Here is a 13,386-nt window from a genome sequence, read left to right on the forward strand (position 1 = left end):
CGCGGGACTTCCGTAGCTTCAAGCCACTCTCTTACTAAAGCTCTCCCGAGCAATCCACACTACAGCTATGGCCGTATCGACGGCACCCATTGATGCAGGTCAAGGCCTTCAGCGCCGCCGTGTGATTTCTTTGACACTTCGAATCCGCTGTGAAGGAGACGACCGATGTCCAATTTGCGCAGTAGTGTCGTCGCCGGCCTGATGCTGAGCCTTGTCGCGATGCCTGTTGTGGCCGGGGCTGACGAGAACGATTCCGGTTGGTGGCCTCGCTGGGGCTTGGGCCGGATGATGATGGGTCAATGGGGCATGGGCGGCCCCATGGGTGGCTATGATTCAGACCAGATGCTCGATCGAGTCGATGGACGCCTCGCCTTCCTCAAGACTGAACTGAAGATCACCGAGGAGCAGATGCCGTCCTGGGATGAACTTGCCGGTGTCATCCGCAGCACGGCCGAGTCTCACAACGCGTTGATGCAGGACATGCTCAAGGAATTCCAGGACGGCGAGTTCGTGAAGAAACCCCTGCCCGAGCGACTGGCTTACCAACAGAGCCATCTCGAAGCGCGTCTGGAACAGGTGAAGGCCGTGAGGGCGGCAGTCGAGAAACTATACGCAAAGCTGAGCGATGAGCAGAGGCGGGCCGCCGACGATATCGTCCTGCCGATGATGGGCATGGGCATGGGGCGCTCGGGCTTCGGTCCTGGAATGATGTCCAGATAGCCTCCATTGCGTCCTGATCGCGGCGCCGGCTGAGCCGGATAGCGCGGAGAAATTGAACGCATGTTCGTCGCACTTCGCCTTTTGACCGCCTTAACTCTGCTCGGCGCTAGCCAGGGCGCCGGCTCGACGATCTTTCCGACGCGGGTGGCATACAGCAATTGGGCCGACGAGAGCGAAGAAGCACGGGTATGCGAGATCGTCCTAGACGTCAGCAACCCGCCATCGCGGGAAGCCGTCAAGTTCATAACGATTGCCGGTTACAACAAATTCGACGGAACGGTTCTGGCCGGCTTTCTGATGGGCGCGGCCGACCTCACCCCATCAGGCACATATCAAATAGTGCGGATTTCAGACGCTGCGTTCAGCTCGCGCACATTCAATTCGCTCGGCCATTTGGACTACGAAAACTATGACGACGGTACCGTCATGGCGACGACACAAGACCCTCTTGTCGCCGCGGCTTTCATCAGGGCAGTGATTGCCGGGGTCTATGAGGTGCATTTTGCACGCCCAGATTCAAACTCCGAAATGCGGACCTACAAGATTGCGTCCGCGCCAGGGGAATCCGTAATCAGCAATTTCATGCACTGCATGGATGGCCTCGCCGTCGAGTCCCACCGCACTCAATCAGATGCATCGACAAAAGGAAGCCCGCTGCCGGAGGGAGGTGGCAGCGGGCTCAGCATCGCGACGGATCAGGGAGGATAACCCATCGCTTCCCCATGTCAGGGGAGGACATGGGTGACCCGCATATAGGAAAAATATCCTATCAAACAAGGCACGGCCGTGAACTACGCAGCGGCGTTCGCAAAGTGCTCGGTTGGGAACCCGTGGAGCATGGACGACATCGTGCGCACGGCGTGGAGCTGGCGTCGACCGCGGCGGCGCGCTGAAGCGCAGACCTCCTCCCGCAGACGACCAAGCTCCCGGCCTGCTTGAGCTGCTCCAAATTCTGTTCTCCATCCGGCAGGCCCGTCGGCAGGTTTGACGAGCATCAAGGTTTCCAGTCGCAAATGCCGCGACTGTCGGCGGGACACACAAGGCCCGGGAAGCATGCAGTCTCCGATTTTTTCTGCCCATGGGGTGACCAAGGTCTACCGCTCAGGCGAGGTCGAGGTGTTCGCCCTGCGCGGTGTCGATCTCGATCTCTATGAGGGAGAGATCGCGGTCCTGCTTGGACCATCAGGCAGTGGCAAGTCGACACTGCTCAACATCATGGGCGGGCTTGACCGCGCGACCGCAGGTGAGGTCCGCTTTCGCGGCCAGGATCTGACCGCGTTCTCCGAGAGGCAGTTCACCCGCTTCCGGCGTGACCATGTCGGCTTTGTGTTCCAGTTCTACAATTTGATCCCGAGCCTCACCGCCTGGGAGAACGTCGCACTGGTCACCGAGATCTCGTCCAATCCAATGAAGCCCGATGAGGCGCTGGAGATGGTCGGCCTCAGGGATCGCATGGCGCATTTCCCCGCCCAACTATCCGGCGGCGAGCAGCAAAGGGTGGCGATTGCCCGTGCGATCGCCAAACGCCCGGAAGTCATGCTGTGCGACGAGCCGACCGGCGCCCTTGATTCGAAGACAGGCATTCTGGTCCTCGAAGCGCTGTCGCGGATCAATGAGGAGATGAAGACGACCATGGCGATCATCACGCACAATGCCGGCATCCGGCAGATCGCGCACCGCGTCTTCACTTTCAAGGACGGTCGCATTGCCGATGCCGCGGTCAACGACCAGCGGGCACGGCCCGCCGAAGTAAGCTGGTAGTGCCGTGCCGGTCCTCGATCGCAAGCTTCTGCGCGATATCCTGCGGATGTGGGCGCAGGTCCTCGCCATCGCGCTCGTCATGGCCTGCGGCGTTGCAACGATCGTCATCGCAGTCGGAGGCTATCGCTCGCTGGAGCAAACCCGCACCGCATTCTATGACCGCTACCGGTTTGCCACCGTCTTCTCGGGGCTGACGCGCGCGCCGCTTCACCTTCGCGAACGCATGGCATCGATCGCGGGGGTCAGCGGCCTCGAACTGCGCATCGTCAAGCCGGTTTTGCTGGATATGCCTGGCATGGCCGAACCGGCAACCGCAATCGCCGTCTCGATCCCCGACCGCGGTGTGCCCGCTGCCAACAGACTTTACCTACGCATCGGCCGGCTGCCTGAACCCGGACGCCCCGGCGAGGTAGCGGTCACTGAACGGTTCGCCACCGCACATCGCATGGCACCCGGCAGCACGTTCGACGCCATTCTGAACGGCCGAAAGCGGACGCTCACCGTCACCGGCATCGTACTCACGCCCGAATACATCTACGCGCTCGGCCCTGGCGACATGGTGCCGGACCCGCGGCGCTTCGGCGTCTTCTTCATGCCGCGAGCCGTGCTTGCCGGCATCTTCGACATGGATGGCGCATTCAACGATGTTGCCATACGCGCCCAGCGCAGTGCCGACGTCCAGGCGATCGAGGACGCGGTCGACCGTATCCTGAAGCCGTTCGGTGGAACCGGTGCGCACGGGCGCGCCGACCAGATATCCCACGCCTTCCTCGACAATGAGCTGATCCAGCTTCGCGCCATGGCCACCGTCATTCCACCGGTGTTCCTGTTTGTGTCGGCCTTCCTGGTCAACATGATCCTGTCGCGGTTGATCGTGCTCGAGCGCGAACAGATCGGGCTGATGAAGGCCGTTGGCTACGGATCGGGGGCAATCGGCTGGCATTATGCCAAGCTGACGCTGGTGATCGCGTTGATCGGCATCGCCATCGGCGCCGGTGCCGGCAACTGGCTTGGCCACGGCCTCACCAGGCTCTATGCCCGGTTCTTCTCCTTTCCTTTCCTCATCTTCCAGCAAAGCCTCGATCTCTATGCCATCGCCGCCGCCACAAGCGCACTGGCAGCGCTGTTGGGCGCGGCGCGGGCGATCTGGAGCGTCGTGACGCTTCCGCCGGCGGTCGCCATGCAACCGCCCGCCCCGGCCCGATACCGGGCTTTCCTCACGAGCGACGGAAATCTCCTGTCGGCTTTCTCGCAATTGACCATCATGGCGTTCAGGCATCTGGTGCGCTGGCCGGTGCGCTCGTTGCTGACGACATTGGGGACCTCGCTCGCCGTCGCTCTCCTGGTCACGGCGCTATTCTCCTTCGATTCCATAGCGTTCATGGTCGACACGGTTTTCTTCCGTGCCGAGCGACAGGATGCGACCTTGTCGTTCGGTGTCGAGCAACCGCCGCGCGCCCTGCAGTCTGTCGCAGCCATGCCGGGCGTGCTGCGCGCGGAGCCGTTCCGGGCAACGGCTGTGATCCTGCACCATGGCTATCGTGAGCGCCGGCTGGTGATCTCGAGTGTTCCCCGACAGGCGGACCTCGCGCGGGTTCTCGATCTCAATCTCGATCCAATCGACCCGCCGCCGGCCGGCCTCATGCTGTCCGAAAGGGTCGCCTCGCTGCTCCACCTGCGTATCGGTGATCTGGCCGAGGTCGAACTGCTCGAAAAGGCGCATCAAGTGGTCCGCGTTCCCGTGACCAGCATCGTCCAGAGCTATGTCGGGCTCGCCGTCTACATGCGCGCCGAGGCGCTCGACGGGCTGGTCGGCGGCGGACCCCGCATTTCCGGGGTCAGGGTAGCGATCGATTCGGCGCGCCTCGGTGACCTCTACACAGCCATCAAGCAGACGCCCGTTATCGCTTCAATCGCACTGCAGGGCATATCGCGCCAGCGCTTCCGCGAGACAATCGGAGAGAACATCACGATCATGACCAGCGTCTACACGGCACTTGCCGTCATCATTGCCTTCGGCGTCGTCTACAACTCCGCCCGTATCCAGCTTTCCGAGCGCGCCCGCGAACTCGCCGGCTTGCGCGTGCTCGGCTTCACCAGGAGTGAAGTGTCGAGTGTCCTGCTCATCGAACTGGCCAGCATCGTCGCTTTGGCGCAACCGCTTGGCTGGATCCTCGGCTATCTCTTCTCGTGGTCGGTCGTCAGGGGTTTCGAGAGCGACCTCTTCCGCATTCCGTTCGTGGTGAACCGGTCCACCTTCGCGCTTGCCAGCCTGGTCGTACTCGCCGTGGCCACGCTTTCGGCACTGATCGTTCGGCGTCGTATCGACAGCCTTGATCTCGTGCGTGTCCTCAAGACAAGGGATTAGTCCAATGAAGTCGACCTGGGTCAAACGCGTCGGGCTTGCGCTCCTTGCCGTTGCGGTCGTCGCCGGCTTTGGCTGGGCTTTGCGCACGCGGCCGGCGTTGGTGGATTTGGCCGAGGTGACCGCAGCGCCTATGCGAGTCACGGTCCGTGAGGAAGGTATGACGCGCGTGCGCGACGTCTACACGGTATCGGCGCCGATTGCCGGTCATCTGACGCGCACGGTGGTGAACGAAGGCGACTTGGTGAGAGCGAACAATACCGTTGTTGCCGCCATCCATCCGCTCGACCCGCCACTGATCGACCGGCGCGCGGAAGCCGAACTGCTTGCCAGCCGAGACGCGGCGCGCGCTGGTGTCGGTGTTGCCGAGATCGACTTGCAGCGTGCGCAATCGGCATTGAAGCTGGCGGAGGACGAATTGGCTCGGACAATCAAATTGTTCGGGTCCGGTTTTGTCTCGGAGAGCGCCTTGCAGAGGCTCACCAACGAAGTCGACCTGCAAAAAGCCGCTGTCGACGCGGCGAAAGCGGTCATAGGACTCAGAAATGCGGAACTTGCGAACGCCGAGGCCCGCCTGTTGCAGCCTGATCCGGCGGACCCGACCGGTGAAAGCTGCTGCGTCAATCTTCTGGCTCCCATCGACGGAAACGTTCTCTCCGTCATGGCGAGGAGCGAACAAGCCGTGACGGCCGGCGCCAAGATCGCCGAAATCGGCAACGTCCACGATCTGGAGATCGCTGTCGACCTGCTGTCGACTGACGCGGTGCGCATCGCCCCTGGGACAAAGGCTGAGATCAGTGACTGGGGCGGGGATCATGCTTTGCATGCGAGAGTGAGACGCGTCGATCCGGCCGCATTCACCAAGGTTTCCGCGCTCGGGATCGAGGAGCAGAGGGTTACCGTCGTTCTGGATCTGGAAGATACGGATGTCCGGCTCGGCCACGGCTATCGGGTCTTCGTCGAAATGACCGTCTGGGAGTGCGTCCGATGCATCCAGGTGCCGATCGGGGCGCTGTTCAGGAACGGCGATCGGTGGAACGTCTTCGTAGCCGATGGCGGCCGCGCAAAACAAACCGAAATTGGAATCGGGCATATGAATGACGATACTGCGGAAGTGCTGACGGGTCTGAAACCCGGCGCGAGCGTCGTCGTCCACCCGTCCGACACCCTTGTCGACGATGGCCTGGTGGAGCGACGCGACTGAAGTCCGATGCCTGGCAAAACGGTCAAATGGATGCGGGGTCCCTTTGTGCCGTCCCGATCGACACGCTCGACGAGGGGCGCCAATGAGAAGGAACTGCTCTGGGTCGGATCAATCCCTTGCCGCGATCCTGCACTCGCCTGGTCCTGATGCGAGTAAGAAGAAAGCCGAGGCGGTTCATTGCCAGCAAACGATCCAAGAATGCAGCCGCGACGCCTCGGTCAGACTTCATCGCGCCATCAGGATCGGCAGCGACTGCTCCTCAAGCATCGACCTGGTCACGCCACCGAAGATGCGCTCGCGCAATCGCGAATGGCCATAGGCGCCCATCACCATCAGGTCGGCTGCGATATCGATCGCGTGCTGGCGAAGAACGTCGGCGATGGAATGGTTTGAACTCGGCAGCCGGTCGATCATAACCTTCACGCTGTGTCGCGCGAGATAGGCGGCGGCATCGGCACCGGGTTCCTGACCATGGTGGTATTCGTCCTCAACCGGATCGACCATGACCAGGCGCACCTGGTCGGCGCCGATCAACATTTCGAGTGATTCACGGACGGCGCGCGATGCCTCCAGGCGGGCGTCCCACGCGACCAGCACCCGTTTCGGCTTCAGTGTCGCGCGACTCCCCGAGGGAACGATCAGCAGCGGCTTCCCGGACGAAAATAAGGCGCCCTCGATCACCTTGCCTTTCAACGTCTCGCCAGCGAGCAACTCCGGCCCGATCACCGTAATGTCGGCGTAGCGTGCACGACGACCGATTCTTTCGTCAGCCCCGCCAACCTCCGGATATTCGCTGGAGACATCGGCCGAAAGCGCCCTGCCGGCGAGAAAGGCCGACACGGCAGTCACTCGCTTCTTCAGGAGCGTCTCGTCGACCTGCCGCTCCTTCAGCCAGTCTTCCGAAACGATTGCCGCATACTCTCCGACCGGCGGCGGCGCGGCGATGGCAACAGCAAGAACGGCAAGATGGGCACCAATTTCGTCGCAAAGGTCGGCAGCGAGTTTGAGATCGTCGTCGCTCATATGCGGGCCCGTAACCGAAAGGATCGTCTTGAAAGCCATGGCAGTTGCTCCTGTTCTTGGCCAAATTCCGTGACGACGATAGCCAGACCGTTCGCCGCGCTCATTGCGCTGAATCAAGACCACGCGGACGCCCAGTTGATCCGGATCAACATGTCTGCGGATTTACGCGGTAGGCTCAGCCGATCAATCGGCGGATGCGCACATGAGATTTCTGATCGCAGCAGCCTTGGCGACCCTGGCCTGCGAAGCGTCCAGGTCGCAGGAGATGAGTTACGGCCAGGCAGAATATCTGAACTCCTGCGCCGTTTGTCACGGTATCGACGGCAAGGGTGACGGTCCCTTGCGCAACCTGCTGGTCAAGCGACCGGCCGACCTGACGCATCTTTCCCAACGGAATGGTGGGACGTTTCCCTATTCCAGGGTCTTTGCAACAATTGACGGTCGCTATGCCGTATCAAGCCATGGCAAACGCGAGATGCCTGTCTGGGGTCGGGTATTCCTTGAAGACGATGCCAAAACCTACGGCCCTAACGGCGGCGAGGTGGTGACCACCGAACGCATCCACAACCTGGCGGGTTACATCGCGACGCTGCAGCATTAGACCCAGGCACGGTAGATCGCCGAAATGACTTGCGGCGCACGTTCGAGGCATGCACCCGCCATTATCAACGTCTCCGCCTGCCGCCCGGGCCTGGCCTAGGTAGTTTCCCGTAGGGACATAACCGAATTTCGGCGCCCGTCGATTTGCGCGATTGCTGTGCCACGGATCAACCGGGAAGACAGCCATGCAAGCCTATACCTCCTCCAGGATTTCATTGTCGTCGCATCTTGCTCAGCCGGCTCTGCCAGCGACACTCGGTTCCGGGCCGGTCCAGCCGATCAGCTTCTTTCCAGCCGGTTCAGAAATCTATGCCCAGGGCGAGAAGGCTGGTGCCTTCTATCAAGTCGAATTCGGCGCCGTGCGCATCTACCGCCTGCTCGCTGACGGACGCCGGCAGATCAGCGCCTTCCATCTTGCTGGAGAGACATTCGGCTTCGAAGCCGGCGCGACGCACCACTTCTTCGCCGAAGCGATCAATGCCACCGGTGTTCGCGTTTTCCGCCTCAATGCTGGGGCGGACATGTCGCATCAGTTGCTGCCCTTGGCGCTCAAGGGGTTGACCAGAGCCCAGGAACACCTCCTCGTCCTGGGTCGCCAGAACGCCATCGAACGCGTGGCCGCCTTCCTGGTCGACATGGTGGAGCGCCAAGGCGGTCTGCGGCAGGTGGAGCTTCCGATGTCGCGCACGGACATCGGCGACTATCTCGGCCTCACCATTGAGACCGTGTCGCGGGTTTTCACCCGGCTGAAGGACAAGGGCGTGATCCGCCTGCTCAACCTGCGCAGCGTCGAAATCCTCAAGCAGGACGTGTTGCAGACCATGGGCGAATGAGCCCTCCCAAGCAGACAGCGTAACGTCAGCCTCAGATCAGGGACCCTATTGTCATGAACGATACACTTACCACCCACACCGGATTTCGCTTCGAAGTGCGTCGCGCCCGCCCTGAGGACGAGCCGACGCTGGCCGAGTTCTTCACGCATGTCACCCCGGAAGACCTGCGTTTCCGCTTTCTCGGCGCCGTGAAGGAAGTTTCGCATGAACGGCTGGCGGCGATGACGCGTTCAGACGATGCCCACATCCATAATTTCGTGGCGTTCTCGACCGACGGGATGTTGATCGCCGTTGCTACATTGGCAAGCGATCGCGCCGACCGAACCGGCGAGGTCGCGATCTGCATTCGCGCGGATCGCAAGCATCTGGGCGTTGGCTGGAACCTGCTCGCCCATATCTCGAAATATGCCGAAAAACTTGGCCTCGAAGCGATCGAGTCGATCGAGAGCCGTGAAAACCGTGCCGCGATAGAGGTCGAGCGCGACATGGGTTTCACGGTCACGACTGACCCCGACGATGCGACGCTCGTCCTGGTTCGGCGGGAACTAGGGGCGCGCGCAGCCGGTTAGAGGCCTGGTCCATCCTGATTCCACAGAGATCGCAAGATCGACATCTCCGCCGCGACAGCACGTTCTTCATCCGCTGGAATGACCAGGACATCGACGCTGGAATTGGGATTGCTGACAACTTCCGCGCCTCTTCGATTTCGCTTCTCGTCGAGGCCGACTCCAAGCCAGGCCGCGGCGGCGCCGATCCTTTCCCGGACCAACGGCGCGTTTTCGCCAATGCCGGCCGTGAACACCAGCGTGTCCAGCGGGCGAAGGCCATCGGCGACGGTGGTCCATGCGCTGTATTCCAGGGCGCGAAACGAGGTCATGCATGCGGTCGCATCCTCCAGGCTGTAGATGGTTCAACGGGCGGCCGGCCCGGCAGGGCGCAAGGGACCTCTCGCTTACTGTTGAGAAGCCGGGCTTCTTGTCGTTGGCCGCACTTCCGCAGGCATCTGCCCTCGGCATATCCTTGTCCGGCCCAGACCAGCATCTGTGGTGGCCGCAGGTCTCAGAGCTACGTTGCAATCAGGTTCCAGAGACGGTCATCCTGCAATCGGCGCCGGCAGAGCGTCACAACCTGCAAAGTGTCTCGCGGACATAGGCTTCGGCGTCAGCGCACTCGCAACCCTCAATCAAATCCCTAGAATGCTTGAGCGCGGCAGGACAGTCGGCACCGCCTTCAGCCCGGGTTTCCCGCTCGTCCGCCCGCAGCTTGTGTGCCAGCCTGCGCTGAGGCCGATGCGTAGGGCAGATAATACCCGTCGAGCCGCAAAGCCATCGACGGGGTTTCCAGGCGATTTGTGGGTATCCAAACGGGCCATGAACTCCAGCAGTTAGCGGCGTAACTTCGATGCGCAATGTCTCCGAGGCAGGAAAAACAGCAACCGACCCAATTCGCCCAGCTTAGACTGCTGGCGCGTCGATTCGATCTTGTAGCCAACGTAACTCAGCTTGTGTGGTCAACGATTGGGCCGTGGAGTGCAGCGAGCCAATGGGCCATCGCACCAAGATCTCCATCGACCCGGAGCCGGCCCTGGCGTATAGCCCGGTCGCGAAAAGCTTCATACGCCGGATCGGCGGCGTAAAGCAGGTTCAGCTCGCGGGCCGTAGCGGAGCATACCTCGATCGTCACGTCGCCCCGCTCGTCCTTGTCAACGCCTATTTGGAACGCTGGCACCCCGTTCACAATGTCAAAACGAATGCCTTGAATACGCCCGTCCGGCAGTGTCGCGCCGTCGACATAGCGCTCCACGAGCGACCAATTCAGGTCGGGCGCGAGGTCTGCTCGAGCTGTGTCGGCGCACATCAATGTGCCGACCATTTCGAACCATGCCATGGTGCCGTGAGAGAATTTCGGCGAGGCGCTCACGCCAGTTGACCGCGTGCCACCGTCAGGACGATCTTGCCGCGAATATGACCGGCAGCAGCGCGCTCGTGGGCCTTGCGGGCCTCGGCCAGGGTGAAGATGCTGTCGACTCCAACGCGGATCAGGCCGCTGTCCAGAAGCGGCACAATCTCTGCAAGCTGCGCGCCGTTCGAACGGACCTGAGTCGTCGAGACGGTGACGCCTCGCCGCTTGGCTTCGTCGCTGCCGTCGAAGCCAAGCGGGAAGATGGGGTAAAGAGCGCCGCCCCGTTTCAGCGTTGGCAGGAAGCGGGTCGTCGCTGGGCCGCCGACCGCATCGACGACGAGGTCCACGTCGCCCACCACTTCCTCGGGCTTGACCTTCCCATAGTCGATGAAATCATCGGCGCCGAGGTCGCGGAGGAACGTCTCGTGGCTCCCCGACGCCACAGCAATCACTCGCGCTTCGCGCCATTTCGCTAGCTGCACCACAAGATGGCCGACTCCGCCTGCCGCGCCGTTGACCAGCACCGTCTTTCCCGCGAGCGGGACCGGCTCGTGCTGGTGCGGCTGGAGGGGATTGGGCTCGTTGTGCCCGAGGTCGATCAGAAACTGCCATGCGGTGAGCACCGACATCGGCGCGCCCGCCGCGTGAACATGGTCGATGCCGGAGGGTTTCAGAGCAAGTTCCGTCGCCGGCACTGCGACGTATTCCGCATAGGCGCTGCTCTTACCAGCCAGCCCGGCGGGGAAGCGCACCATCGCATAGACTTCGTCGCCGGCCGCGAAGCCCTGCACGTCGTCGGCGACCGCGTCGACGACACCTGAGACATCGGTGCCGGGCACGATCGGGAACGAAACTTTGGGCTGCCATTCAGCCGGGAGCATCTTATAGCCCTCGCGCAGGTACCAGTCGGGCGGGTTGAGGCCGACGGCATGAACGCGGACGAGCACCTCTCCGGATTTGAGCACCGGTTTTGGAGCATCCTCGTAGATCAGTTGTTCAGGGCCACCGAACGCGTGCAGGCGAACCGCTTTCATTATTTTGGTCATGGGAACTCTCCACCGAGTGCATTCACAGGAGGTGGACATAGAGGCTCGACTCCAAGTTGATAATTGCCGCCCGATTTGATTTAATTGTTCCATGAAGGAACAAGTCGCACTGGATCGGCTGACGGGTTTGATTGCTTTCGCCCGGGCCGGATCGTTAGGGAGCTTCACGGCGGCTGCCCGCTCGCTTGGAATTTCCCCGTCCGCTGTCAGCAAGAGTGTCCAGCGCCTCGAACAGCAACTGGGCGTTTCCTTGTTTAGCCGGACTACCCGGTCCCTCACGCTGACGCCCGAGGGCCGGGAGCTGCATGAGCGGGCTGTAAGGCTGTTGCGTGACGCGGAGGAGATCGAACAGGTCGCCAAAGCCGTTCGCGCTGAGCCGACCGGCACCTTGCGGATTGCAGTGTCGCTGCCGATCGGGCTCCATCTGGTCGCGCCCGCCTTGCCCGCCTTCCGCAAGCTTCACCCAAAGGTGAGCATCGACCTTCGAATTGACGACCGGCTGGTCGACATCGTCGAACAGGGCATTGATATCGCGGTTCGCATCGGAGAACTCGCGGACTCTCGTTTGTTGTCCCGCCGGCTTTCCCCGTTGCGGCTTTGCGCGTACGCCGCGCCTGCCTATCTGGCGGCGCGGGGCACGCCTACGCATCCGGACGAATTGGCAGCACACGACACGGTCAATCTGAGGTATCAGAGCAGCGGCCAAGCCTTCCGCTGGCCCTTTCGGATTGGCGAGCGCGAAATTGAGATTGTGCCAACGTCAAGGATCATCGTCGACGCCAGCGAAGCGGTGATGGCAACCCTGGTCGCCGGCGGCGGTATCGGCATCAGCGCAACTTTCGTCGCCGCCCCTTACGTCGCGCGGGGTGAACTGGCCTTAGTACTCGGCGACTTTGCCGTTGAGCGCGACAACATCACCGCGCTGTGGCCGTCGAGCAGGCGAACCAACCCGGCCGTGCGGGCCTTCCTCGAGCATCTGCGCGAGACTGCACGGGTCAGTCTTGCGGTGTAGCCGGCAATCACGCCATGGTGGGCGAGCTCATCCAAATCGCTGAGACGATTCCAGATCCTGCGATGGAAATCCAGGTCCATGCCGATTTGGGACGAGGAACTGTTTTGCAGCGGAAGTGACGGGCTTCGGCCCGGCCAACAACCTGCCCGCAAGGAACAAGGCGACAAGGGCGCCGAGGATCTCGGCAACAATGAAGCCTGGGAGGTCGATCATTTCACCCCAAAGGCAGAGATTTACGCGACAACACTCTATTCAAGATCGAAGAATTAAGCGTAAGCCACTGATTTGTAATAAGTTAGTGGGCCCGGAGGGTCGTCGCTTTCCACCGGAAATCAATACGTTAGCGGGTGGTTCGCCAGCCCATTTCCTTCGTATTCTCTCGTATGGTCTGGCGAACCTAAGGACGATGAACGCGACTAATTACAGGCTTCGAGATATCGCCGATTTAGCCGCAGGTCGCCAGGAACTCCCTTGTAGTGAATGACCGAAATGGGGCCGCACGCAGACTGTCTGCTTTGTCACGGATGAAGCGCAACAGGTCTTATCGCGGCGGGGCTGTCCGTTTCAAGAAGCGGCCGACCCTCGATAGACGCAGGAGCGCCAGAGTGCCCAGACGTATCTGCGCATGTTGTCGAGATGCCATGATCGCTGCGCGATGGGCTTCTTGTTGTTCCAGGTAGGATGCCAGTGCAAGGTCATAACGGGATAACCGAATGTCGCCGGGGGGCTGTTCTACCGTTGACGATCTCCTGGATCGAATGGGCCAATCGGAAAGGCTGGGGCCAAGCATAGCGTTTCCCTTGCGAAGTGTTGATTTGAGAGCCTCTCCTATGGCCGTGAGGGATGCGTACGAAGAACTGTGATTGGTTCGTGAAAAGCGTCTGTCCAGCCAGATTGCAGTTGAAGTCGCACCAGGTCCG

Annotated in this window: 14 protein-coding genes; 10 read left to right on the top strand and 4 right to left on the bottom strand. The window is 61.5% G+C overall.

Annotated elements, in window-relative coordinates; genetic code table 11:
- Positions 1–165: 165 nt before the first annotated feature.
- From ACVILI_RS27280 to ACVILI_RS27300, 5 genes are all read left to right on the top strand, one after another.
- A complete protein-coding gene (locus ACVILI_RS27280) occupies positions 166–720 on the top strand; it encodes a Spy/CpxP family protein refolding chaperone (protein WP_240565265.1) in 555 nt (184 codons plus the stop codon).
- 60 nt (positions 721–780) lie between these two features.
- A complete protein-coding gene (locus ACVILI_RS27285; protein ID WP_038648695.1) occupies positions 781–1,428 on the top strand; it encodes a hypothetical protein in 648 nt (215 codons plus the stop codon).
- 345 nt (positions 1,429–1,773) lie between these two features.
- Positions 1,774–2,481, top strand: a complete 708-nt coding sequence (locus ACVILI_RS27290) for an ABC transporter ATP-binding protein (RefSeq protein WP_038648698.1) — start codon at positions 1,774–1,776, stop codon at positions 2,479–2,481.
- Between the two features lie 4 nt (positions 2,482–2,485).
- Positions 2,486–4,849 carry an ABC transporter permease gene (locus ACVILI_RS27295; RefSeq protein WP_038648700.1) on the top strand — a complete coding sequence of 788 codons (2,364 nt, stop codon included), beginning with the start codon at positions 2,486–2,488 and terminating at the stop codon, positions 4,847–4,849.
- Positions 4,850–4,853: 4 nt separating this feature from the next.
- Entirely contained in the window at positions 4,854–6,050 is a 1,197-nt protein-coding gene (locus tag ACVILI_RS27300; RefSeq protein WP_240565266.1) for an efflux RND transporter periplasmic adaptor subunit, read from the top strand.
- Between the two features lie 225 nt (positions 6,051–6,275).
- Here ACVILI_RS27300 and ACVILI_RS27305 read toward each other — a convergent pair whose 3' ends face one another.
- The gene (locus ACVILI_RS27305) at positions 6,276–7,112 is read right to left on the bottom strand and encodes a universal stress protein (protein WP_038648705.1); all 837 of its coding nucleotides are present in this window, start codon (positions 7,110–7,112) and stop codon (positions 6,276–6,278) included.
- 163 nt (positions 7,113–7,275) lie between these two features.
- Between ACVILI_RS27305 and ACVILI_RS27310 the strand changes: the two genes are divergently transcribed.
- The 3 genes from ACVILI_RS27310 (at position 7,276) to ACVILI_RS27320 (ending at position 9,075) form a co-directional block, all read left to right on the top strand.
- A complete protein-coding gene (locus ACVILI_RS27310; RefSeq protein ID WP_019859890.1) occupies positions 7,276–7,674 on the top strand; it encodes a c-type cytochrome in 399 nt (132 codons plus the stop codon).
- A gap of 184 nt (positions 7,675–7,858) precedes the next feature.
- The gene (locus tag ACVILI_RS27315; RefSeq protein WP_019859891.1) at positions 7,859–8,506 is read left to right on the top strand and encodes a helix-turn-helix domain-containing protein; all 648 of its coding nucleotides are present in this window, start codon (positions 7,859–7,861) and stop codon (positions 8,504–8,506) included.
- 53 nt (positions 8,507–8,559) lie between these two features.
- Complete coding sequence (locus tag ACVILI_RS27320) at positions 8,560–9,075, top strand: GNAT family N-acetyltransferase (protein ID WP_019859892.1); 516 nt, start codon at positions 8,560–8,562, stop codon at positions 9,073–9,075.
- On the opposite strand, the gene ACVILI_RS27325 is transcribed toward ACVILI_RS27320, so the two are convergent.
- From ACVILI_RS27325 to ACVILI_RS27335, 3 genes are all read right to left on the bottom strand, one after another.
- Complete coding sequence (locus ACVILI_RS27325) at positions 9,072–9,383, bottom strand: acetate/propionate family kinase (protein ID WP_038648708.1); 312 nt, start codon at positions 9,381–9,383, stop codon at positions 9,072–9,074. The genes ACVILI_RS27320 and ACVILI_RS27325 overlap by 4 nt on opposite strands.
- Before the next feature lie 620 nt (positions 9,384–10,003).
- A complete protein-coding gene (locus tag ACVILI_RS27330) occupies positions 10,004–10,426 on the bottom strand; it encodes a hypothetical protein (protein WP_240565267.1) in 423 nt (140 codons plus the stop codon).
- A complete protein-coding gene (locus ACVILI_RS27335; protein WP_038648714.1) occupies positions 10,423–11,454 on the bottom strand; it encodes an NADP-dependent oxidoreductase in 1,032 nt (343 codons plus the stop codon). Before ACVILI_RS27335 ends, ACVILI_RS27330 begins: the two co-directional genes overlap by 4 nt.
- A 91-nt stretch (positions 11,455–11,545) precedes the next feature.
- On the opposite strand from ACVILI_RS27335, the gene ACVILI_RS27340 reads away from it, so the two are divergent.
- Both ACVILI_RS27340 and ACVILI_RS27345 read left to right on the top strand, forming a co-directional pair.
- Positions 11,546–12,466 carry a LysR family transcriptional regulator gene (locus ACVILI_RS27340; RefSeq protein WP_038648724.1) on the top strand — a complete coding sequence of 307 codons (921 nt, stop codon included), beginning with the start codon at positions 11,546–11,548 and terminating at the stop codon, positions 12,464–12,466.
- Positions 12,467–12,544: 78 nt separating this feature from the next.
- Positions 12,545–12,736, top strand: a complete 192-nt coding sequence (locus tag ACVILI_RS27345) for a hypothetical protein (RefSeq protein ID WP_038648726.1) — start codon at positions 12,545–12,547, stop codon at positions 12,734–12,736.
- Positions 12,737–13,386 lie beyond the last annotated feature (650 nt).

This window comes from Mesorhizobium sp. USDA 4775, from assembly GCF_054062655.1.